Origin of the sequence: Aeromonas sp. ANP5 (genome assembly GCF_963870295.1) — a bacterium.
Classification (GTDB): Bacteria; Pseudomonadota; Gammaproteobacteria; order Enterobacterales; family Aeromonadaceae; genus Aeromonas; species Aeromonas veronii.
Genome location: NZ_CAWMRY010000004.1, coordinates 105,074 through 126,726 on the forward strand (window position 1 = coordinate 105,074; position 21,653 = coordinate 126,726).

The window sequence follows — 21,653 nt, forward strand, 5'->3', positions numbered from 1 at the left end:
TCCCTTGAGGTCAGTAGAGTTGATGGCTGTCGCGCTTGATGCGGGCACGGTCGAGCTTGCCGCGCACCACTCGATAGACCCAGCCGGTGTAGCCCAGGTTGATCGGCATCAGCACCAGCACGAGGCCGAACATGATGGCCAGGGTCTTGTAGCTGGAGGTGCTGTCCCACAGGGTCAGGCTGCTGACGGCATCGAGGGATGAGGGCAGCACAAAGGGGAACAGGGCGATGGCCACCGAGCAGAGCATGGCGGCGCAGGCAATGGCGCTGGCCAGCAGCGCAATTCGGCCCCTCTCCAGCCAGGAGGCAATCCCGCTCACCAGCGGCGCCAGCGCCCCGATGATCGGCACCAGCCACAGCAGCGGATAGTCAAAATAGTTGCGCAGCCAGCCACCGGCGTGGGGGATCACCCCCTTCATCAGCGGGCTGATGGCAGCATTTGGGTCAAAAGGTTGTGTGCCGACACCGGTCAGCTGAAACCCTTGCAGATCCACCAGATGCCAGCCAGCCAGCAGATAGCAGAGGCTCACCAGCGGGGCCAGCAGGATGGCGATCCCCCGTGCGCGCAGCGCAGGGGTGCCGGTCACCTTGGCTTGCAGAAAACCGGCGCCGTGCAGCAGCAACAGGCTGATGGCAGTGGCCAGCACCGAGAGCAGCCAGCCCCAGTGGAAGTCGAACGCGCCGTAGTGCAGACGCAGCGCCGTGTCGAAGCGAAACGGCAGCCCCTCCATCACCAGACCGATAGCAGCACCGAGGATGAGCGCCGGTATCAGGCCACCTGCCACCAGCGCCCGATCCCACCAGCGGCGCCACGCCGGATCGGCCAGCTTGCTGCGATAGTCAAAGCCGACCGGACGCAGAAAGAGCCCGAGCAGCAGCACCACCATGGGGATGTAGAGCCCCGAGAAGGCGGCGGCATAGACCAGCGGCCAGGCGGCGAACAGGGCGCCGGCACCGGCAATCAGCCACACCTGATTGCCCTCCCACACCGGTCCCACGCTGTTGATCACCAGACGGCGGTCGTCGTCATCTTTCGACACCACCGGCAGCAGCATGGCGATGCCGAGATCGAAGCCATCCATCACGATAAAACCGACCATCATGAAGAGCACCAGCGCCCACCAGATGAGTTTCAGGGTTGCGTAATCCATCAGGCGATCCTCGCAAGTTCGGGTTGTTCACCGCTGTAGCGGCCGGTATGGAGAATGGCGGGCCCCTTGCGGATCACCCGGCGCAGCAGGAACAGCTCCACCACCAGCAACAGGGTGTAGATGGAACAGATGGCGATGAGACTGAACCAGAGCTGGCCCGGGGTAAGCAGGGAGACCGAGGCCGAGACTGGCAGCACGTCGCTGATAGTCCAGGGCTGGCGACCGAACTCGGCCACAAACCAGCCCGCCTCGATGGCGATCCAGGGCAGCGGAATGCTCCAGAGCAGGGTCTTGAGCAGGCGTGGCGAGTCTTGCAGCCGGTTGCGGCAGAGCTGGACAAAGCTCACCACCATCAGCCCCAGCATTGCGACGCCCAACCCCACCATCAGACGAAAACCGAAGAAGAGCGGCGCGACCTGCGGGATGGAGTCCTCCACCGCCTTGGCGATCTCCGCCTCCCCCGCCTTGGCGATATTGCTGGCATAGGGGGTGAGCAGCAGACCGTAGCCGAGATCCTTGCCGTGTTTGGCAAACAGCGCCCGGTTTTCGGCAGAATCGTTACCGGCGCGGATCTCTTCGAGAGCACCGGACGCCACCATGCCGCTGCGAATGCGCGCCTCGTGCTGCACCTTGAGATCCTTGATGCCGGTCACCGCCTCATCGAGGGAGCGAGTGGCGATGATCCCCATCAGATACGGGATCTTGATGGCGGCGTGAGTGGTCTCCTCCTGCTGATCCGGGAAGCCGAACAGGGTGAAGGAGGCAGGCGCCGGCTCGGTGTGCCACTCCGCCTCGATGGCGGCGAGCTTCACCTTCTGCACCTCGCCGGTGCGATAGCCCGACTCATCCCCGAGCACGATGACCGAGAGGATGGCCGCCAGTCCGAAGCCGGAGGCGATAGCGAAGGAGCGCAGGGCAAACTGCACCTCGGTCTTGCGCAGCAGATACCAGCTGCTCACCCCCATCACGAACATGGAGGCGGCCACATAGCCCGCCGCAACGGTGTGAACGAACTTCACCTGCGCCACCGGGTTAAACAGCACGGCGGCGATATCCACCAGCTCCATCCGCTGGGTCAGCAGGTTGAACTCGGCCCCCACCGGGTTTTGCATCCAGCCATTGCCGATCAGGATCCAGAGCGCCGAGAGATTGGAGCCGAGCGCCACCAGCATGGTCACCAGCAGGTGCTTGCCGCGGGAGAGCTTGTCCCAACCGAAGAAGAAGAGCCCCACCAGGGTCGATTCGAGGAAGAAGGCCATCAGCCCCTCGATGGCCAGCGGAGTACCGAAGATGTCCCCCACATAGTGGGAGTAGTAAGCCCAGTTGGTGCCGAACTGAAACTCCATGGTGATCCCCGTGGTGACCCCCATGACGAAGTTGATGCCAAACAGTTTGCCCCAGAAGCGGGTGATGTCCTGATAGATCACCTTGCCGGTCATCACATAAGCCGACTCGGCGATCACCAGGATCCAGGACAGCCCCAGGGTGAGGGGGACAAACAGGAAGTGGAACAGGGCCGTGGCGCCAAATTGCAGGCGCGACAGGCTGACCACGTCATCCGGATTGATCATGCGTCACTCTCTTTTGTTGTATTTGCCTTGCACGTTTCATGCAGGACAAGTACACCACGGGTCATGACACCTATAACAGATGCAGTTATAGTGAATAGCACCTATAACAGTTGATCCAGATCATGCCTCTTTACCAACAACTGGCCGAACGCCTGAGCCGCGAAATCGATGACGGCATCTGGCAACCGGGGGAGCGCATCCCCTCCATCCGCCAGAGCTGCAAGACCCACAACCTCAGCCCGATGACGGTGCTGCAGGCCTATCAGCTGCTGGAGAGTCAGGGGCGGATCCTCGCCCGCCCCCAGTCCGGTTACTACGTCAAGGCCGCCTCGCCAAAGGTGGCGCACCACACCCCGAGCCAGACTCACTACAGCGGCTCGGTGGATATCAACGATCTGGTGTTCGAGGTGTTGCAGGCGAGCAAATCGCGGGCGTTGGTGCCCCTTGGCATGTCGGTGGCCGACCCGACCCTGTTCCCCCATCCCCAGCTCGGGCGGGCACTGGCCAGCTGCATGCGCAAGCTCGACCCTTTCAGCACGGTGGCCGACCTGCCCCCCGGCAACGAGGCGCTGCGCCGCGCCATCGCCCAGCGCTACGCCAGCGACGGGGTCGCCATCAACCCGCAGGAGATCATCATCACCACCGGTGCCATGGAGGCGCTCTCTCTCAGTCTGCAGGTGCTGACCGAGCCCGGTGACTGGGTGGTGGTGGAGTCCCCCACCTTCTATGGCGCCCTGCAGGCTATCGAGCGGCTGAAGCTCAAGGCGGTGGAGATCCCAGTGATCCCCGGGGTGGGCATCGATCTGGCGCTGTTGGAAGATGCCCTCAGCCAGATGCCGATCAAGGCGTGCTGGCTGATGGGCAATGTGCAGCACCCGCTGGGCCACACCATGCCCGATGCGCACAAACAGGGGCTGATGGCGCTGCTCAACGCCCACAAGGTGCCGCTGGTGGAGGATGACGTCTATGCCGAGGTCTACTTTGGCCGCGAGCGCCCCAAGCCCATCAAGCACTGGGATCAGCGCGGTGACAGCCTGCTCTGCAGCTCCTTTTCCAAGTGTCTGGCACCGGGCTTTCGGGTCGGCTGGGTGGTAGCGGGGCCCCATGCCGAGCGGATCCAGCGGCTGCAGCTGATGTCCACCCTCTCCACCAATGTGCCGAGCCAGCTGGCACTGGCCGAGATGCTGCGCCAGGGCGGGGTCGATGCCCACTTTCGCCGCTTGCGCCACACTCTGGCCCAGCGCCAGCAGCAGATGCGAGCCGCGCTGCAGCGACTGCTACCAAGCGAGGTGCGGCTCTCCTCCCCCGATGGCGGCTACTTTCTCTGGCTGGAGTTTCCGCCCCGCCTCGACAGCCGCGCCCTCCACGCCATGGCGCTCGATTGCGGCTTCTCCATCGCCCCCGGCGCCCTCTTCTCCAGTCAGGGGCAGCACAACCACTGCCTGCGCCTCAACAGCTCCCATCCCTGGAGCGAGCAGCTGGAGCAAGCCCTCACCCGGCTGGCGGCACTGATTGCCGCACAACTCGGTGAAAAGTAACGTGGCAAAGAGCCGCTGACGAAACGAACAAAGGCCCGTAACGGGCCTTTGTGGTTGGGGAGTGACGCACCTTGGTTCGCCATAAAAAACTGATCATCTGGCCATGATCTGTGACTGTACCTTGAAGCCCAGCGCCTCGTAGAGCGCTTGGGCACGCTCGTTGAAGGCCATCACCTCCAGCCGGATTTGGTGAGCATCACGGGCCTTGGCCCACTCATCGCAATGGGCGATCAGCACCTTGCCAATCCCGCGGGAGCGGTGCTGCTCATCCACCACCACCGAGCCGATGCGGCAGATCGGCGCACGGGTGAGAAAAGGCACGCTCTCATTGATGTCTATCCGCGCCGTCAAAAAGCCCACCACCCTGCCATCCTGCTCGGCAACGCAGAACAGACGCCCTTCCGCGCCGATGGCGCTCAGCAAAAATGCCCGTTCCTCTGTCGAAGGGGGGCAGAACACTTCGGGATAGTGCTGATGGTGGATCTCTCCTATCTGCCGGTTCAGCTCGACAATGGCGTCGATATCCAGTGCTGTTGCCTTGCGTATCTCCAACGGTTGCTCCTTGCAAAAATGGTGATGGTCCTGCGCCATCTTAGAGGCTGTGCCCCGCAATCCAAATAGGCTCATCCGCATCTTTTTTCAGGCAGCAGAAACAACAACGCCCCTTGAGCGGGGCGTTATAGGCAATCCATGGCGGTGAGGGATATCAGGCGGGGGCGTTAAGTTGGGCCACCTGCCGCTCGATGCTCCCTTTGAGGTTGTCATCGAGCTTGAGGGCGCGCGCCAGTTCGTCGAGATAGCCTCGCTCCATAAAATGATCCACTTCGATGGCGAGCAGGGAGGCGAGATAGACCTCGGTGGCCAGCTCCATGTCGGTCACTTCCCGCGCCAGCGCGTGGGGATCGAGGGGGCGGGCCAGCTCGGCGTCAATCCAGCGGGCGACATCGCTCTGGCCCTGTTCGGTCAGGTATTCCTGAATTTTCTGGCGCTCGGCGCCGTCGATATGGCCATCGGCCCGGGCCGCGGCCACCATGGCGCGCACCAAAAGCGCCGCGCGGGCATCCAGCGCATTGCCTTCCAGCCCACTGATGGGATGGGTGGGCTGGGCGGGCGCCGCCTGCTGGGCCTGCCAATCCTGATAGAGCTTGTAGGCCAGCCCGCCAAGGGCCGCAGCGCCGCCCACGGCAGCGGCCTTGCCGCCATATTTGCGCACTTTTTTATTGCCCAGCAGCAGACCGAGCGCACCACCGGCCAGCGCCCCCTGCATCTGCCCCTTGCGCTTGTCTCCGCCTTCGTTGAGCCAGCCTTTGCCAGCCCCCAACAACTGTTCCAGCATCTGTTTCATGGTGTCACTCCTGCGGCTATGTTCCCGTCGATAGAGCCAGATAGTGACCCCGCCCCCCTGAATCGGGGATGAACCCTTGACCGGGCAGGCCGATGGGGCAAAGCTCAGGGAAACCCTTCAGGCAATAAGGATGTAACTGTGCCCAATCGCGAACTGACCCTGCAATTTCTGGCCGAACCCTCCGACGTCAATTTCGGCGGCAAGGTACACGGCGGCATGGTGATGAAGTGGATCGATCAAGCGGGCTATGCCTGCGCCGCTGGCTGGTGCGGCGGCTATGCGGTGACCGTCTATGTGGGGGGGATCCGCTTTTTGCGCCCCATCCAGATTGGCCAGCTGGTAGAGGTTCACGCCCAAGTGATCCACACCGGCACCACCAGCATGCATCTGGCGGTGGATGTCTACAGCCGCCCCCCCACCGACACCGAGCGCCACAAGACTACCCACTGCATCATCATCTTTGTGGCGATGGATGAGCAGGGCAAGCCGACCCCGGTGCCTCAGTGGCAGCCGGTGAGCGAGAGCGATCTGCAGTTGCAGCAGTACGCCAAAAAGCTCATTGCCCTGCGCGAGGAGATCGACAAGGAGATGCGTCAACACCTCTGACCTTGGTGCCTCACAACCCGACAGAGCGGGCGCTTTCGGCCAACGACGGCGCCCCTGTATAATCCCCCCTCTTCCCGCAACCGGAACCCTGCCCATGTCACTGGAAACTGCCCCGCCCGAGGTAAAACTCGCGGTGGATCTGATTGAACTGCTGGAAACCAATGAGCTGGCCCCCGAGCTGGTGCTGGCGGCGCTGGCCATCGTAAAAAATGACTACGAGCGCAAGCTGGCGGAGGGGAAGGATCACTGATCCCTCCCCGCACTTTTTCCGCCTTATCTTGCCGACGTCAGTTTTTCCCCACAGAAGTTTTTCCCCACATAGCCACTCACTGCGGCCCCATCACCTCGTCGCACAGGGCGATCAGGGCCGCGCTCAAACGGGTGAGCGGCTCGCTCCCGCTTCCTCCGGCATGCAGCGCCAGCTCCACCGACGCCACCTTGGGCCACTGGGTCAGGGCCAACTGATCGGCGGGCATCAGCCGCTTGGGCAGCAAACTCACGCCAATGCCTGCACTCACCGCCCCCTGCAAACTGGCAAGGCTGGCGCTGACATAGGCGATACGCCAACGCCGACCGAGGCCATCGAGCGCCTCGGTCATCTGCCGCCGATAGAGCCCTTCGCTCGGGAATACCACCAGCGGCAGCGGATCCCGTTCCCGTGCGGGCCAGTCGCGACTGTCGACCCAGACCAGCGGCTCGCGCCAGCTGGCAAGGGGCGAACCCTGCCCCCGCGTCTGTTTGACCAGCGCCAGATCCAGCTCTCCCGCCTCGAAGCGCTGCCAGATCTCGTGGCTCAGGCCGCTTTGCACCTCCAGCCGCACCTCGGGGTAGTCGCGGGCAAAGGCGGCCAGTACCGGGGTGATGGCACCGGCGGCGAAATCCTCCGGCACCCCGAGGCTGAGGGACACGCTCCCCTCGCTCACCTGCTCCTCGGCCTGTGCCAGCAGCGCCAGAATGCGGCGGGCCAGCCCCAGCAATTTTTCCCCCTCCGCCGTCGCCACCACCTGACGGCCAGCACGATCGAGCAGCGGGCAGCCAAGCTGCTGCTCAAGGCGGCGGATCTGCTGGCTGATGGTGGATTGGGTCAGATGGACCCGTTCACCGGCGCGGGTAAAGCTGCCGGTGTCGATAATGGCGACAAAACTGCGCAGTAACAGGGGATCCAGCATGGGGCACTCCATTTACAAAACCACTGAAACCCATTCTATCATTTAATTTCCAAATGGTTTGTTTCGCCGCTAGGCTGGCGCTTTTGCCTCCTTTGACGGTGATCTGCCATGTTCAGCCCCGATGACTCCGCGTCCCGAAAGCCCCCTGTCTCTCTCAGAACCGGAAACAGCACCCGATGAATCAACGAAATGCGGATCAACCCGTAGGCCAGACTGCCCTGCTGGTGCTGGTGATCCTGATTGGCCTTAACCTGCGCCCCTTTCTTACTGCCATCGGCCCGTTGAGCGGCGAGATTGGCCGCGCCCTGTCGCTGGGGATGGACACCCTGGCCTGGCTCACCCTGCTGCCGCTCTGGCTCATCGGGATTGGTGTGCTGCTCACCCCCAGCCTGCGTCGGCGCACCAGTGCGCGCCAACTGCTGGGGGCCGCCCTGCTGCTACTCGGCATTGGCAGCGCTATGCGCTTCGATGCCCAGAGCGGCGCCCTGCTGATCGCCAGCGCCGCGCTTTGTGGATTGGGCTCGGCACTGGTACAGGGGGTGCTGCCCGCACTGATCAAGCAGGCCTTCGCCCACAAGGTACCGCTGGTGATGGGGATCTTCTCCGCCTGCATGATGGGGGGCGGGGCATTGGGGGCCAGCCTTACCCCAAGGCTGGCGGCGAGCCTCGACTGGTCGCAGGCGCTGGCGCTCTGGAGCCTGCCGGTGCTGCTGGCCCTCATCTGGCTAGGGTGGAAAGTGCGTCTGCCACGGGCCGCCGCGGTCACCATTCCCCACGGCGAGCAGCGGCTGATCACCTTGCCCCGCAGCTGGTTGCTGATCGTCTGCTTTGGCATCATCAACAGCGGTTACGGCATCGTAGTGGCCTGGCTGGCCCCCGCCTATATGGCGCAAGGGTGGAGCGCCGCGCAGGCGGGCGAGCTGGTCGCCTGGCTGGCACTGGCGCAGACCGCCAGTGGCCTCGGCTTGCCGCTACTGGCGGCGCGCAGTCAGGATCGGCGGCCGTGGATGGGCCTTGCCATCGCCATGCAGCTGGCGGGATTTGCCGGCCTCTGGCTGGCGCCAGCCAGTGCCCCCATTCTCTGGTGCATGCTGTGCGGCGCCGGTCTTGGCGGCAGCTTTTCCCTCATCATGGTGATTGCGCTCGATCACCTGCCCGACCCGCGCCGCGCCGGCACCCTGAGCGCCCTGATGCAGGGCTTCGGCTTTATGCTGGCCGCCACCGGCCCCTGGGTGGCGGCGCGGCTCTATCACTATGTGGGCGACTTTGCGGCCGCCTGGCAGTGGCAACTGGGAGGATTGCTGCTGATGAGCCTGCTGGTAGTGCGCCTCGACCCGCGCCACTACCCTCGCGTCATGGGGCTACCGACCGCCAGCGAGCCGTCCCTTTCGGCGCCCCTCCCAACCAGCTCTGCGGCCCAAAACAACACACCGGCCTGAGGCCGGTGTGTTGGAGATAATAGTGTTGGGGATAACCGTATTGGGGATGACAAGGTAGGCTGACGCCACTCAGGGGAGCAACTCAGCGCCCCTTCTTCTGCCGTCCGGTGTTAGCGGTGCGCGGCTTGCCAGCGGCCGGTTTGCCACCCTTGGGTGCCCCTTTGCCAGCACCGCCCTTGTTGGCAGCACCTTTGCCCGCGCCACCCTTGCCCACCGGCAGCTTCTTCTCGAAGGCTTCCGGGCCCGGCACATTGGGACGCCCGCCAATCTCGTGATCATCATCGCGGCGCGGCTTCTTGCCCTGCCCCGGTTTGGCGGTTTGCGCCGCAGGGGCCTTGGCCGCCTTCGGCTTGTCGCCTTTGGCCGGTTTCACCTCGGAGGAGGAGTCCTCAATCAGCTTGAACAAATCGATCAGCTCATCGTCGGTCAGATCGCGCCACTCGCCCACCGGCAGCCCCTTGAGGCTGACGTTCATGATGCGGATGCGCTCCAGCTTGGTCACTTCAAAACCGAAGTACTCGCACATGCGGCGGATCTGGCGGTTAAGCCCCTGCACCAGGGTGATGCGAAAGACGAACGGCGCCTCTTTCTTCACCTTGCACTTCTTGGTCACAGTACCGAGGATCGGCACCCCGGCCGCCATGCCGCGTACAAACTCGTCGGTCACCGGCTTGTCGACGGTCACCAGATACTCTTTCTCGTGATCGTTACCCGCCCGCAGGATCTTGTTGACCAGATCGCCGTGGTTGGTGAGGAAAATCAGCCCCTGCGAATCCTTGTCGAGCCGCCCGATGGGGAAGACCCGGGTGCTGTGGTTGACGAAATCGACGATGTTGTCCTTCTCGCCCGCCTCCGTGGTACTGACGATGCCCACCGGCTTGTTGAGGGCGATCAGCACCAGACTGTCCGCCTCGCGCGGCTCGATCACCTGACCGTTCACCTTGACCAGATCGCCAACCTGCACCTGATCACCGATCCCGGCCCGCTTGCCGTTGATAAAGACGTGGCCCTGCTCGATAAAGCGGTCGGCCTCGCGGCGCGAGCAGATGCCACTCTCGCTGATGTATTTGTTCAGGCGCATGGATTCGTTAGCCAGCATGGATCACCTGCCACAGGTTCTGGGCCGCGCCCGGTTGTGCCATCGCCTGTTCCGGCTGCGCCGGGGAGGCTGTCTGCTGCATCAGCCAATTCACTACGTCAAAGTTCTGCATACCATTCCATCTTCAAAAAAGGCCAATGCCAGCTTATCTATCAAAAAACGCCGCTACAGTAGCATAATTGCCCTCTTTCAGGGGCAGATAGTTGCAAGGTCGCAGCGCCCAAGCAGGCATCTGCGGACAAGTTCACGCCGCCAGATGGCCCGCGATGCAGCCTTCGAACGGCCAGCCTGATGCCAACAGCCAGCGCGGCCGAACGCCATCAACTATACATATCACCTTGTTTCCATTAGGCTTTAAGCCGGTTGGCTGCGCCCAATGTGCTGCGCCAAACTCACCCGCCCAAATGCGGCTTCACCTCTATCGCCAAGGATTGCACCATGCTGGCTCACACTCGCCGCCTTGTTCGCCGTGCTCTGCTGACCCTGTTGCTGCTGTTGCTGACCGCATGGGCGGTGATCGCCTACTTCGCCTGGCAGGCAGCGCCGCTGCAGCTGTGGCACACAGTGGTGCCCCCCGAACTCAGCGCCGATGAGCTCGACAGCAGCGACTGGCAAGCCTATCTGACCCGCGAAGCAGAGCTGTTCGAGCTGGTGGCCACCGAGGTGGTTGCCAAGACGCCGCCGGAGCAGCAACTGGCCAGCAATCGCTACTATCAGGACGCCCCCATCAACCCCGCCCGCTTTCAGCAGAACTGGAACCGCTCCTACCTGCTGCGCCCCGAGGGGGAAGTCAAAGGGGTGGCGGTGTTGCTGCACGGCCTGACCGACTCCCCCTACAGCCTGCGCCATCTGGCCAGACGCTATCAGCAGCAGGGCTTTATCGCGCTGGGGCTGAGGCTCCCCGGCCACGGCACCGTGCCCGCGGGCCTCGTGGATGTGGATTGGGAGACCTGGCTGGCCGCCACCCGACTGGCGGTGCGGGAGGCCAGATTGCTGGCGCCGGGCAAGCGGCCGCTGCATCTGGTTGGCTTTTCCAACGGCGGCGCGCTGGCGGTGAAATATGCGCTCGATGCGCTGGCCGACCCGAGTGGTGCGCTGGCAAAACCGGATCGGCTGGTGCTGATCTCCCCGATGATCGGGGTGACCCGCTTTGCCCGCTTCGCCGGGCTAAAGGCCGTGCCTGCCCTGCTGCCCGCCTTTGCCAACGCCGCCTGGCTCGACACCATGCCGGAGTTCAACCCGTTCAAATACAACTCGTTTCCGGTCAACGGGGCGCACCAGTCCTATCGCCTGACTCACGCCATCCAGCAGCAGGTGCGCCAGCTGGCCGCCAGTGGCGAGCTGGCGGCGTTTCCCCCCGCCCTCACCTTCCAGTCGGTGATGGACTACACCGTCAGCACCCGCTCCATCATTGCCGATCTCTACCACTACCTGCCGGCCAACGGCAGCGAACTGGTGCTGTTTGATATCAACCGCAGCACCCTGTTTGGCCCGCTGATGAGCTCGGCCTCCGAGCTGGCGCTGCACCGCTTGCTGCCAAACGCCCCTCAGCACTATCGCCTCACCGTGGTGGGCAATGTGGAACCCACCTCCCCCGCGACGCAGGCCAGAACGCTGGCCAGCGCCGACCAGCCTGAGCATATCCGTCCGCTGGGTATCGACTATCCCAAGGAGATCTACTCCCTCTCCCACGTGGCGCTCCCCTTCCCGATGGACGACCCCCTCTATGGCATGGCGGCGCGCCCGGAGCAGCGGGAGCAATACGGCATCAATCTCGGCGGTCTGGCCCTGCGCGGCGAGCGCGGGGTGCTGATCGTCAACCCCGGCGCCCTCACCCGCACCTCCTCCAACCCCTTCTACCCCTATCTGCAGCAGCGGGTAATGGAGACCCTCACCGCCCCTCCCGTCGTCCGGCCTGCCGCCGTAATCCCTGCCAACAGCGGTCAACCTGATGCGGCCTATCAGGCAGAAGTGGAGCAGTTTTTACAGGAGAGCGACGAGAGCAGCTCGCCTTTCTAGGGCGTCTCTGCCAGATCGGCCAAGCGGCCGACGGTGCTTGGCGCGATAGCGATACGAGAAAGGGGCCGTCAATTGACGGCCCCTTTCTATTGATGATGGCGATGGGAGTGATGACTTGGTGGGCTCAGGGATAGATGCTCACTTCTATCAGATTCTGATCCGGGTCGAGGAAATAGGGTGATTCTGATAGGTGTTGCACCGTCAGGCGCCGCGCCAACCCTGTCAGGGGTAGATGCTGACCTCAATCAGGTTCTGGTCAGGGTCGAGGAAGTAGATTGATTCTATCGGCCCGCAGGCGCCGCTTTTGGTCACCGGCCCCTCGACAATCTCCACCCCGTGGCAGGCAAGCTGGGCCATCACCTGCTCCAGCGGCCAGCGGGTGATAAGGCAGACATCCCCCGACCCCACCTGCGCCCGATTGCGCGGCTCCTGCCCCAGCAGTTGCAGATTGATCTTCTGGTTGCCAAACCCTACCGCCCGGCGCCCCGCACCGAAGGTGATGGCCTCCATATTGAGCACCGAACTGTAAAATTCCACGGCCCGTTCGATATCACTGACCGTCAATACCAGATGGTCGATATGGCTGATCATGATTCCCTCCTGGTGGTGATCTGGCTGATGTGACCGGCATATACCCGCAAACATTCGACTGTTGCCGCCACGGCGGGCAACCCCATCATACCCGGCAAGGGGAAACCCATGTGTGCCGTGGTGCGCAAAGCGAGCGCAAATGATCTGGTCAGATAAATTCGCGTTACTGCACCGCTGCGCACGCTTTATCCCGCTGGGCCAGCAGGGCTTCATCGTCACTGTCCATTGCCGCCAGAATCGCCTGATTGCAGGCGCGCTCCGCCAGCTTGGCAGGACTCTGCTTGGCATCCCCAATCTCTGCAATCATCGGCCGATAACTGATGGCAGCCGAGCAGTACATGGTGCGAAATTTGGGCAGTTGCCAACTGTTGTCATCCTGCCGGGTCAGGTCATCACACAGCTTGTGAAACAGGGCGGACGCCTTGACCGTGCACTGGCTAAAGCGCCGCACATCCTGCTGGTAGGGACGACACACGCTCGGCTGCTGGATCTGCCACAGCTGAAAAGAGAACGGGACCGACTCCCCCTCATACTGCACCACCAACGTCTTGGCCTCGGTGCCATAGATATCCGCAACCTGCTGCTGTACCAGATTGAGATAAGCCGAAAAAAGATAGGAAACCGGATCCATCACCACCTCCCTGTGGTTGTCACTGCTGGGCTTTATTACCGAAAACCGGGGTGATTTTCAAACGAGTAACAGGCGACAACAGCTTACTGATTTGGTTGGAAAAAATGATACTCTTCTCGCCACCCTCATGTACAACGTTCAAGGCTAAAGTGCGATGCAACAATGCGGTATTTATGAACAACTCATTACTCAACTGCTGACATCTCGACTCGACCGCGAGCGCTTTTACGTAGGGGAACGCCAACTTGAACCTGCCGAAGCGGCAGTTTGGTTATCCAGATTTCTGAGCCGGGTTTTGGAATATGCGGTGGGCTCGGTAACTGGAGAGGATCAGCTGCAACGGCAGATTGAACTGGCTAACCAGTTATTGCTTTGGCTAAAGGATCGCACCCAAGACCCAGACTTTATTGGCGAGAACCTCATCGATAGTCAGGGAAAAATTCTGACAGCATTCTACCAGTTGGATAACCCCATCTCCGCCAATTTAAAGCAATATGCCGAGGATATTTTCCCTCTGACAGGTCTCACTCAGAGCGAACTGTTTTGTGGCAGCAATGCGGGTTTGTCGATGGAGTCGGAGATTAAACGGGAAATTTTATCGGCAGATAGCATCTGCTGGTTGGTCTCATTTATTAAATGGGCAGGTATCCGGATTTTCCGTCATGAGCTGGAAGAGTTCACTCGCAGCGGCCGCCAATTAAAAGTAATTACTACCTCTTATATGGGGGCGACCGATGCCAAGGCAGTTGAATTTTTAGCCAACCTCCCCAATGCCGAAGTCAAACTCAGCTATAACACCCAGCGTGAGCGGTTGCATGCCAAGAGCTATCTCTTTTGCCGAAATACCGGCTTTCATACCGGCTATATAGGTTCCTCCAATCTCTCTCACTCTGCCCTCACCAGCGGTTTGGAGTGGAACCTAAAAATCACCTCGCAAGAGATCCCTCATATTATCGAGAAATCCCTGAGTACCTTTGAAACCTATTGGGAATCCGATGATTTTGAGCTGTTTGATGGCAAGCTCGAAAGCCGTACAAAATTGCAGCATGCGCTGCAAGAGGCCCGTGGGGATGGGGACAAAAATAGCCCTGCCTATTTCTTTGATATCACGCCGTTTCCCCATCAACTGGAGATCCTTGAACAATTGGCGATGGAGCGCGCTTTACACCAGCGCTTCCGTAACTTGGTGGTTGCGGCCACCGGTACAGGGAAAACCCTGATCTCCGCTTTTGATTTTGCGCGTTTTTTGAAAACCAAACCCGATGCCAAGTTTCTGTTTGTCGCCCACAAAGAGGAGATCTTGCGCCAAGCATTAGCCTCGTACCGCGGAGTGCTCAAGCAATCCAATTTTGGCGAACTCTTGGTCGGCGGCACCGTGCCAACCCACTACCGTCAACTATTTGCCTCGGTGCAATCCTTGAATAACCAGCTGGCTAATTTACGTCTTAGCCCAGACTATTTCGATTACATCGTCATTGATGAGGTTCACCATATTGCTGCGGCCAGTTATCGTGGTTTGCTCGCCGCCTTTGAACCTCACATTCTGTTGGGATTAACCGCAACGCCAGAGCGCCATGATGGCGATGATATTCTTGCCGACTTTTGTGGTGTCATCGCAGCAGAGATCCGCTTGCCCGAGGCCATCAATCGTCGCCATCTCTGTCCGTTCCAATATTTTGGTATCGATGATGATACTGACTTGCGCCAAGTGGCTTGGAAAAATGGCCGTTATGACATCACTGAGCTCACCAATATCTATACCCACAATCAGCAGCGGGTACAGAAGATAGTCCAGAGCCTCAATGAGATCGTCACCGATATTACCAAGATCAAAGCGCTGGCATTTTGTGTGAGCCGTGAACATGCCGATTTTATGTGCAAAGCATTTTTATTGAAGGGCATCAAGGCTGACATCCTCACCAGCGATAATCGAGACGAGCGGCATAGTAAACAACAAGATTTGCGCACTGGGGTTATCAATATTCTCTGCGTGGTGGACATCTTCAACGAAGGGGTTGATATCCCGGAAGTCGATACCTTGCTGTTTTTACGACCAACGGAAAGTCTCACCATCTTCTTACAGCAATTAGGGCGCGGCCTGCGGCTGGCGAGCGATAAAGAGTGCTGCACCGTGTTGGATTTTGTTGGCAATGCCCGTGCTGAGTATGACTTTGCCCAGAAATTTCGGGCACTGGTGGGTAAAACTAATAAGGCGATCAGCCACGAGATCAAACAGGGCTTCCCTCACGCCCCCTTGGGCTGCCGCATCGAACTCTCAAAACAGACCCAAGAGTTAATTCTGAGCAATATCAAGAAGGCGACTCTCAATACCTCGCGCCTCATGGGCCTGATCCGCCGTTTCTCACAGGATTGCGATTTACCTCTGACACTGGCGAACTTTTTGAAGTTCTACCCTCACATTAGCCTTGAGGAGATCTACAAGCGCGGCAATTGGAGCACCTTGGTCAAACAGGCCCGCAACCATACCATTTCTGAAATGAGCGATGAGAAGCTGTCGACCCTCTACACCCGGGCCATCAAAACCCGGCTATTGGGCTGCGATGCGCTCCATTACTTGAACTTCTTACAAACCTTAGTGGAAAGCGCCTTTACCTTAACGGCTGAGCACGATGAGCGGATGGCCTTGATGTGCCATTACGACTTCTGGCAACAGAGCGGCCCCACTGCAGGCTTTAGCTCCTTGGCGCACAGCCTGAAACAACTCAATCAACCAGAGTTAAGGGCCGAGCTGGCAGATCTGTTACCCATGCTGATCAACCGGGTGCAGCACGAACAAAGCGCCATGCCAAACCTTCCCGGTAATCCGCTGCAACTGCATGCTCGCTATGCCAGAGAGCAGGTGCTGGTTGGCTTTGGCGCGACCACCTTCGCGCAGCAACCCACAGCTCGCGAAGGGGTCTATGTCATCGCAGAGCAAAATATCGAGTTGCTGTTCGTTACCTTGAACAAAACGGAACAGCACTTCTCCCCCACTACCCGTTATCACGACTACGCCATCAACGAGTCGCTGTTTCATTGGCAGAGCCAAAACAGCGCTCGCCCAGAACGGGGGAAGGGGCTGAGTTACATAAACCACAGGGCAGAGGGTAAGCGCGTGTTTCTGTTCGTTCGTGAGCAGAGCAAAGATGAATTTGGCCGCACCCTTGGCTTTGTGAACTTTGGTGAGGTGGAGTACGTATCCCACACTGGCAGCCAACCGATGAACATTAAATGGCGTCTCACTACTCCGATGCCGCCATTTATGTGGAAAGAGGCCGCCAAACTGGCTGTTGGTTAGTAAGGCTTCTCACCCGGTGGGAAGATGACGCAAAACCCACCGGATTCTCGCCCAAAACCCCGGCTAAATTATCCAGTTGCATAATAACCATGCGGCCTTGCGGTTGTTTAACTGGCCCTAACGTCAGATAATACCGCCCGCCTTCAAACCCCGATAACCCGACTTTCAGTGACGGTAATTGATGACTGAGTACCTGCTTTTATTGATCGGCACCGTGCTGGTTAACAACTTCGTGCTGGTGAAATTCCTCGGCCTCTGCCCCTTTATGGGGGTCTCCGGCAAGCTGGAAACCGCCATCGGCATGGGGCTGGCTACCACCTTCGTGATGACCCTCGCCAGTGCCAGCTCCTATCTGGTGGAGCACTATATCCTGCTGCCGCTGGATATCGCCTATCTGCGCACCCTCGCCTTTATTCTGGTGATCGCCGTGGTGGTGCAGTTTACCGAGATGGTGGTGCGCAAGAGCAGCCCGACCCTCTATCGCCTGCTGGGGATCTTCCTGCCCCTCATCACCACCAACTGCGCGGTGCTCGGGGTGGCGCTGCTCAGCATCAATGAGCGACACGATTTTATACAGAGCGTGATCTACGGCTTTGGCGCCGCCACCGGCTTCTCACTGGTGTTGATCCTGTTTGCCGCCATGCGCGAGCGTCTGGTCGCCGCCGATGTGCCCGCACCGTTTCGCGGGGTGTCGATTGCCATGATCACCGCCGGTCTGATGTCGCTGGCCTTTATGGGCTTTACCGGCCTTATCAAGATATAACCATGATCCATATTCTCTTTGCCATTCTGGTGCTCACCCTGCTGGCGCTGGCGTTCGGGATTATCCTGGGCTTTGCCGCCGTCAAGTTTCATGTGGAAGCAGACCCCATCGTCGATCAGCTCGATGCCCTGCTGCCCCAGACCCAGTGTGGCCAGTGCGGCTATCCCGGCTGCAAACCCTACGCCGAGGCGCTCGCCAACGGCGATCAGATCAACAAGTGCGTACCCGGTGGCGAGGCCACCATGCGCAAGATTGCCGATCTGATGGGGGTCGAACCCCAGCCACTGGGTGGCAGTGACGAGGCCGCAGTGCCGGTCAAGAAGGTCGCCTTTATCCATGAAGATCAGTGCATCGGCTGCACCAAGTGCATTCAGGCCTGCCCGGTGGACGCCATCGTCGGCGCCACCAAGGCGATGCATACCGTGATTGCCAACGAGTGCACCGGTTGCGATCTCTGTGTTGATCCCTGCCCGACCGACTGCATCGAGATGATCCCGGTGCCCTCCACGGTCGATAACTGGAAGTGGGATCTCAATAACGTGCATGTTCCGGGCAAGATTCCGGTCAAGATAGTGGAATAAACAGCGGAGCAACCATGCATTCCTTACTCGAACGTATCAAAGCCGGCACGCTCTGGGACTTTCACGGTGGCATTCACCCCGCCGACAACAAGCTGCAATCAAGCCAGAGCCCGGTAGTAGACGCCGGTCTACCGCCGCGCCTCATTATTCCGCTGCGCCAGCACGCAGGCCCCGCCGGCGATCTGCTGGTGCAGGTGGGCGACAAGGTCAAGAAGGGTCAGCCGCTGACCCGTTATGCCAAGGGGCGGGTCGTCCCTGTCCATGCCTCCACCTCCGGCACCATCACCGAGATTGGCAACCACACGGTTGCCCACCCCTCTGGGCTCGGCGATCTCTGTGTCATTCTCACCCCGGATGGGGAAGATGAATGGGGCGAGCGCAATGGCAAAGCCGATTACTGGAATCTGGAGCGGGGCGAGCTGCTCGAGCGCATTCAGCAAGCGGGGGTGGCGGGCCTTGGCGGCGCCGTATTCCCGACCCACAGCAAGCTCGATGGCCGCGGCCAGCTCACCGAGATCCTGATCGTCAACGGGCTGGAGTGCGAACCCTATATCACCACCGACGATCGGTTGATGCAGCAATACGCCGACGAGATCATGGATGGCATCCGGGTGCTCAAGCACCTGCTCAAACCGAAACTCACCCTGATCGGGGTGGAAGACAACAAGCCCGAGGCGATCGGGCAACTGACCCGCCACGCCACCGATGAAGATGTGCTGGTCAAGACGGTGCCGACCAAGTACCCCTCCGGCGGTGCCAAGCAGACCATCGAGCTGCTCACCGGCCGTCAGGTGCCCAAGGGTGGCCGCGCGGTCGATATTGGCATCATGGTGCTCAACGTCGCCACCGTGTTTGCCATCAAGCGCGCCATTATCGACGGCGAACCGCTGATCGAGCGGATCGTTACCCTCACCGGCGACAGCTTCAAAAAGCCCGGCAACGCCTGGGTGCGCCTCGGTACGCCGGTGCGCTGGCTGTTGCAGCGTTTCGAACTGCAACCGGAAGCGGAGCAGCGGGTGATCATGGGTGGCCCTATGATGGGCTTTACCCTGCCCCACGCCATGGTACCTGTGGTCAAGGCCACCAACTGCCTGCTGGCGCCGACGCAGGCTGAACTGCCCGCCCCCGGCCCGGAGCAGCCCTGCATCCGTTGCAGCGCCTGTGCCGATGCCTGCCCGGCCACCCTGCTACCGCAAGAGCTCTACTGGTACAGCCGGGCCAAGGAGTATGACAAGGCCGAGAAACTCAACCTGATGGACTGCATCGAGTGTGGCGCCTGCGCCTGGGTCTGCCCGAGCGAGATCCCACTGGTGCAGTACTACAAGATCGCCAAAGACGACATTCGCGAAGCCCGCGCCGAGGCCGAAAAAGCCGAGCGCGCCAAGCAACGTTTCGAGGCCAAGCAGGCCCGTTTCGAGCGGGAAAAAGCGGCCCGCGAAGCGCGCCATGCCGAAGCCGCCGCCCAGCGCCGTCAGACCATGACGGCCGCAGGCGGGGAAGATCCGGTGGCAGCGGCACTGGCCCGTATCAAGGCCAAACAGGATGCCCCCATCACAGCCATTACCGCCACCGCCGAGGGCTTGCCTGACAATAGCGCGGTGATCGCCGCCCGCGAAGCCCGCAAACGGGAAGCGGAGGCGCGCCGCGCCGCCAAGCTGGCGGAGAGCGCAAACAGCGAAACAGCCGCTGCGGCGCAACCCGCCGAGGCGGTTGACCCCGCCAGCGATCCCAAGAAAGCAGCCATCGCTGCCGCACTGGCCCGCGCCAAGGCCAAGAAAGCCGCTCAGGCAGGCGAGAGCGCCGAGCCTGTGACTGCCGAAGCCGTTGCTGCCCCTGCGGTAGATGCTGATCAGCAAAAGGCAGAGGTTGATCCGAAAAAAGCAGCGATTGCCGCCGCCATCGCCCGTGCCAAGGCTAAAAAGGCCGAAGCCAGTGGCGAGCCGGTAAGCGCTGCCAACGGCACGGTAGCCGACGCCGGCACGCAAGGCGATGCGCCATCTGCTGCCAGCGAAGCGGTCGATCCCAAAAAAGCCGCAATTGCTGCTGCCATCGCTCGTGCCAAAGCCAAGAAGGCCGCCCAGCAGGGTGACAGCGCTGAGGGCGATCTGACTGCAACCGCAGGCACCAGCGAATCCGCTGCAACCCAAAGCGATGCGCCATCTGCGGCCAGCGAAGCGGTCGATCCCAAGAAAGCGGCAATTGCTGCTGCCATCGCCCGCGCCAAGGCCAAAAAGCTGGCCCAACAGGGCGACAGCGCCGGTGCTGAAGATGCGCAGAGTGAGCCAGCTGCCAGCGCACAGACCCGCGACGTGGCGGAAGCCAAGAGCGAAGTAACCACCAGCCACAGCGATACGGCTGCAAGTGAAGCGGTCGATCCCAAGAAGGCCGCTATCGCCGCGGCCATTGCCCGGGCCAAGGCCAAAAAGCTGGCCCAGCAGAGCGCAAGTAGCAGTGCTGAGGTAGCAAGTACCAGTGCAGAGGTAGAAAGTGCCGGTACTCAGGTAGATAGAGCCGGAACTGGGGGTGAGCGCGCACCGGCTGAGCCGCAGCAAACCGATACCGCCAGCAGTGAGCAACCACTTGCCGTCACTGCCACGCCGGAAGCGAGCGCGCCTGCGGCTGATGCCCCGGTTGATCCGAAAAAAGCGGCCATTGCAGCTGCGGTGGCCCGCGCCAAGGCGAAGAAGCTGGCTGCCGAGGCGGCCAGAGCCGCAGAGACCGCCGCTGAAGATGCCCCGTCAGCCGACCGAACAACCACAAGGTAATCGACAGACTCATGTTCAATATTGCGACTGCGCCGTTTGCCCATAACCGCAAACAGACCCGAACCCTGATGCTGCTGGTGATCCTGGCCTGCGTGCCGGGCTTGCTGGCCCAGACCTGGTTCTTCGGCTGGGGCTCCTTTATCCAGATCCTGCTGGCGTTGGTCACTGCGCTGCTGTGCGAGGCGCTGGTGCTCAAGCTCCGTGGCCGCGCCATCAAGCCTGCCCTGATGGATGGCAGTGCGGCGCTCACCGCCGTGCTGATCGGTCTCTCCCTGCCGCCGCTGCTGCCGTGGTGGATGCTGGTGGTGGGCACGGCCTTTGCCATCATTGTCGCCAAACACCTTTACGGCGGACTGGGTCAGAACCTGTTCAACCCGGCCATGGTCGCCTATGTGCTGCTGCTGGTCTCCTTCCCGGTGCAGATGACCAGCTGGCTGCCGCCAGAGAGCGTGCGCGCCTACAGCCTCGGCTTTGGTGATGCCGCGTCGGTCATCTTCACCGGCTTTAGCCTCGACGGCTACAGCATGGCCCAGCTCAAGCAGGGGGTGGATGGTCTCACCATGGCGACCCCCCTCGATACCCTGAAAACCGGCCTGACTCAGGGGCTCACCACCGGCGAGATCCTGAGCGGCCCGCTGTTCGAGGGTTGGGGCGGCATCGGCTGGAGCTGGGTCAACCTCGGCTACCTGCTGGGCGGCCTGTTCCTGCTGCAACAGAAGGTGATCAACTGGCGCATTCCCACCGCGATTCTCGGTGCCCTGCTGGCGGCCTCCACCATCGGCTATCTGGTGAGCCCGGATGCGACCGCCACGCCCATGTTCCATCTCTTTAGTGGCGCTACCATGCTGGGGGCCTTCTTTATCGCCACCGATCCGGTCAGTGCCTGCACCACGCCGCGCGGCCGACTGGTCTATGGCGTGCTGATCGGAATGCTGGTCTACATCATCCGCCGCTTTGGCGGCTATCCCGATGCGTTCGCCTTTGCCGTGCTGCTGGCCAACCTTTGTGTGCCGTTTATTGACAGCCTGACTCGCCCGAAAGTGTATGGAGCCCGTCGCCAATGATGTTTCTGCCCTTTTCCCCCATCA

At 61.1% G+C, this 21,653-nt stretch carries 19 protein-coding genes; 10 read left to right on the forward strand and 9 right to left on the reverse strand.

What is annotated here, in order from left to right; genetic code table 11:
- Positions 1 to 10: 10 nt before the first annotated feature.
- On the reverse strand, positions 11 to 1,150 hold the full coding sequence (cydB, locus tag AACT07_RS04205; protein WP_069526694.1) for a cytochrome d ubiquinol oxidase subunit II: 1,140 nt from the start codon (positions 1,148 to 1,150) through the stop codon (positions 11 to 13).
- On the reverse strand, positions 1,150 to 2,721 hold the full coding sequence (locus AACT07_RS04210; protein WP_069526695.1) for a cytochrome ubiquinol oxidase subunit I: 1,572 nt from the start codon (positions 2,719 to 2,721) through the stop codon (positions 1,150 to 1,152). Before AACT07_RS04210 ends, cydB begins: the two co-directional genes overlap by 1 nt.
- A 122-nt stretch (positions 2,722 to 2,843) precedes the next feature.
- On the opposite strand from AACT07_RS04210, the gene AACT07_RS04215 reads away from it, so the two are divergent.
- Positions 2,844 to 4,259, forward strand: coding sequence for an aminotransferase-like domain-containing protein (locus AACT07_RS04215; RefSeq protein WP_069526717.1), 1,416 nt, complete (start codon positions 2,844 to 2,846; stop codon positions 4,257 to 4,259).
- Positions 4,260 to 4,352: 93 nt separating this feature from the next.
- Here AACT07_RS04215 and AACT07_RS04220 read toward each other — a convergent pair whose 3' ends face one another.
- Both AACT07_RS04220 and AACT07_RS04225 read right to left on the reverse strand, forming a co-directional pair.
- Positions 4,353 to 4,811: a GNAT family N-acetyltransferase gene (locus AACT07_RS04220; RefSeq protein ID WP_069526696.1), complete on the reverse strand. Its 459-nt coding sequence runs from the start codon at positions 4,809 to 4,811 to the stop codon at positions 4,353 to 4,355.
- A 154-nt stretch (positions 4,812 to 4,965) separates the two neighbouring features.
- A complete protein-coding gene (locus AACT07_RS04225) occupies positions 4,966 to 5,604 on the reverse strand; it encodes a tellurite resistance TerB family protein (protein WP_042656069.1) in 639 nt (212 codons plus the stop codon).
- 138 nt (positions 5,605 to 5,742) lie between these two features.
- Here AACT07_RS04225 and AACT07_RS04230 point away from each other — a divergent pair, with 138 nt between their 5' ends.
- On the forward strand, positions 5,743 to 6,210 hold the full coding sequence (locus AACT07_RS04230) for an acyl-CoA thioesterase (RefSeq protein ID WP_069526697.1): 468 nt from the start codon (positions 5,743 to 5,745) through the stop codon (positions 6,208 to 6,210).
- A 94-nt stretch (positions 6,211 to 6,304) separates the two neighbouring features.
- On the forward strand, positions 6,305 to 6,460 hold the full coding sequence (gene rsmS, locus AACT07_RS04235) for a pleiotropic regulatory protein RsmS (protein ID WP_005337582.1): 156 nt from the start codon (positions 6,305 to 6,307) through the stop codon (positions 6,458 to 6,460).
- 76 nt (positions 6,461 to 6,536) lie between these two features.
- Here rsmS and AACT07_RS04240 read toward each other — a convergent pair whose 3' ends face one another.
- The gene (locus AACT07_RS04240; protein ID WP_069526698.1) at positions 6,537 to 7,379 is read right to left on the reverse strand and encodes a LysR family transcriptional regulator; all 843 of its coding nucleotides are present in this window, start codon (positions 7,377 to 7,379) and stop codon (positions 6,537 to 6,539) included.
- 176 nt (positions 7,380 to 7,555) lie between these two features.
- Between AACT07_RS04240 and AACT07_RS04245 the strand changes: the two genes are divergently transcribed.
- Positions 7,556 to 8,818 (forward strand): cyanate transporter, encoded by a 1,263-nt coding sequence (locus AACT07_RS04245; protein ID WP_069526699.1) that lies wholly within the window; start codon positions 7,556 to 7,558, stop codon positions 8,816 to 8,818.
- An 82-nt stretch (positions 8,819 to 8,900) separates the two neighbouring features.
- On the opposite strand, the gene rluF is transcribed toward AACT07_RS04245, so the two are convergent.
- Both rluF and AACT07_RS04255 read right to left on the reverse strand, forming a co-directional pair.
- Positions 8,901 to 9,917 carry a 23S rRNA pseudouridine(2604) synthase RluF gene (gene rluF, locus AACT07_RS04250; protein ID WP_069526700.1) on the reverse strand — a complete coding sequence of 339 codons (1,017 nt, stop codon included), beginning with the start codon at positions 9,915 to 9,917 and terminating at the stop codon, positions 8,901 to 8,903.
- Entirely contained in the window at positions 9,907 to 10,029 is a 123-nt protein-coding gene (locus AACT07_RS04255) for a hypothetical protein (RefSeq protein WP_005359634.1), read from the reverse strand. Before AACT07_RS04255 ends, rluF begins: the two co-directional genes overlap by 11 nt.
- A 326-nt stretch (positions 10,030 to 10,355) precedes the next feature.
- On the opposite strand from AACT07_RS04255, the gene AACT07_RS04260 reads away from it, so the two are divergent.
- The gene (locus AACT07_RS04260) at positions 10,356 to 11,936 is read left to right on the forward strand and encodes an alpha/beta hydrolase (protein ID WP_069526701.1); all 1,581 of its coding nucleotides are present in this window, start codon (positions 10,356 to 10,358) and stop codon (positions 11,934 to 11,936) included.
- A 222-nt stretch (positions 11,937 to 12,158) separates the two neighbouring features.
- Here the strand turns inward: AACT07_RS04260 and AACT07_RS04265 are convergent, their stop codons facing one another.
- Positions 12,159 to 12,527 (reverse strand): VOC family protein, encoded by a 369-nt coding sequence (locus AACT07_RS04265; protein ID WP_043825666.1) that lies wholly within the window; start codon positions 12,525 to 12,527, stop codon positions 12,159 to 12,161.
- Positions 12,528 to 12,690: 163 nt separating this feature from the next.
- Entirely contained in the window at positions 12,691 to 13,158 is a 468-nt protein-coding gene (locus AACT07_RS04270; RefSeq protein ID WP_069526702.1) for a hypothetical protein, read from the reverse strand.
- A gap of 154 nt (positions 13,159 to 13,312) precedes the next feature.
- Here AACT07_RS04270 and AACT07_RS04275 point away from each other — a divergent pair, with 154 nt between their 5' ends.
- The 5 genes from AACT07_RS04275 (at position 13,313) to rsxD (ending at position 21,629) form a co-directional block, all read left to right on the forward strand.
- A complete protein-coding gene (locus AACT07_RS04275) occupies positions 13,313 to 16,456 on the forward strand; it encodes a DUF3427 domain-containing protein (protein WP_069526703.1) in 3,144 nt (1,047 codons plus the stop codon).
- 181 nt (positions 16,457 to 16,637) lie between these two features.
- Positions 16,638 to 17,219: an electron transport complex subunit RsxA gene (gene rsxA, locus AACT07_RS04280; protein ID WP_005337600.1), complete on the forward strand. Its 582-nt coding sequence runs from the start codon at positions 16,638 to 16,640 to the stop codon at positions 17,217 to 17,219.
- Between the two features lie 2 nt (positions 17,220 to 17,221).
- On the forward strand, positions 17,222 to 17,800 hold the full coding sequence (gene rsxB, locus AACT07_RS04285) for an electron transport complex subunit RsxB (protein WP_005347100.1): 579 nt from the start codon (positions 17,222 to 17,224) through the stop codon (positions 17,798 to 17,800).
- A gap of 14 nt (positions 17,801 to 17,814) precedes the next feature.
- Positions 17,815 to 20,565 (forward strand): electron transport complex subunit RsxC, encoded by a 2,751-nt coding sequence (rsxC, locus tag AACT07_RS04290; RefSeq protein ID WP_069526704.1) that lies wholly within the window; start codon positions 17,815 to 17,817, stop codon positions 20,563 to 20,565.
- Between the two features lie 11 nt (positions 20,566 to 20,576).
- Positions 20,577 to 21,629: an electron transport complex subunit RsxD gene (gene rsxD / locus AACT07_RS04295; RefSeq protein ID WP_042056553.1), complete on the forward strand. Its 1,053-nt coding sequence runs from the start codon at positions 20,577 to 20,579 to the stop codon at positions 21,627 to 21,629.
- The last annotated feature ends 24 nt before the right edge of the window (positions 21,630 to 21,653 follow it).

Bases quoted from the DNA above. Each gene is read 5' to 3' on its own strand.
- cydB (WP_069526694.1), bottom strand. From the start codon at position 1,150: ATGGATTACGCAACCCTGAAACTCATCTGGTGGGCGCTGGTGCTCTTC.
- AACT07_RS04210 (WP_069526695.1), bottom strand. From the start codon at position 2,721: ATGATCAATCCGGATGACGTGGTCAGCCTGTCGCGCCTGCAATTTGGC.
- AACT07_RS04215 (WP_069526717.1), top strand. From the start codon at position 2,844: ATGCCTCTTTACCAACAACTGGCCGAACGCCTGAGCCGCGAAATCGAT.
- AACT07_RS04225 (WP_042656069.1), bottom strand. From the start codon at position 5,604: ATGAAACAGATGCTGGAACAGTTGTTGGGGGCTGGCAAAGGCTGGCTC.
- rsmS (WP_005337582.1), top strand. From the start codon at position 6,305: ATGTCACTGGAAACTGCCCCGCCCGAGGTAAAACTCGCGGTGGATCTG.
- AACT07_RS04240 (WP_069526698.1), bottom strand. From the start codon at position 7,379: ATGCTGGATCCCCTGTTACTGCGCAGTTTTGTCGCCATTATCGACACC.
- AACT07_RS04245 (WP_069526699.1), top strand. From the start codon at position 7,556: ATGAATCAACGAAATGCGGATCAACCCGTAGGCCAGACTGCCCTGCTG.
- rluF (WP_069526700.1), bottom strand. From the start codon at position 9,917: ATGCTGGCTAACGAATCCATGCGCCTGAACAAATACATCAGCGAGAGT.
- AACT07_RS04255 (WP_005359634.1), bottom strand. From the start codon at position 10,029: ATGCAGAACTTTGACGTAGTGAATTGGCTGATGCAGCAGACAGCCTCC.
- AACT07_RS04260 (WP_069526701.1), top strand. From the start codon at position 10,356: ATGCTGGCTCACACTCGCCGCCTTGTTCGCCGTGCTCTGCTGACCCTG.
- AACT07_RS04265 (WP_043825666.1), bottom strand. From the start codon at position 12,527: ATGATCAGCCATATCGACCATCTGGTATTGACGGTCAGTGATATCGAA.
- AACT07_RS04270 (WP_069526702.1), bottom strand. From the start codon at position 13,158: ATGGATCCGGTTTCCTATCTTTTTTCGGCTTATCTCAATCTGGTACAG.
- AACT07_RS04275 (WP_069526703.1), top strand. From the start codon at position 13,313: ATGCAACAATGCGGTATTTATGAACAACTCATTACTCAACTGCTGACA.
- rsxA (WP_005337600.1), top strand. From the start codon at position 16,638: ATGACTGAGTACCTGCTTTTATTGATCGGCACCGTGCTGGTTAACAAC.
- rsxB (WP_005347100.1), top strand. From the start codon at position 17,222: ATGATCCATATTCTCTTTGCCATTCTGGTGCTCACCCTGCTGGCGCTG.
- rsxC (WP_069526704.1), top strand. From the start codon at position 17,815: ATGCATTCCTTACTCGAACGTATCAAAGCCGGCACGCTCTGGGACTTT.
- rsxD (WP_042056553.1), top strand. From the start codon at position 20,577: ATGTTCAATATTGCGACTGCGCCGTTTGCCCATAACCGCAAACAGACC.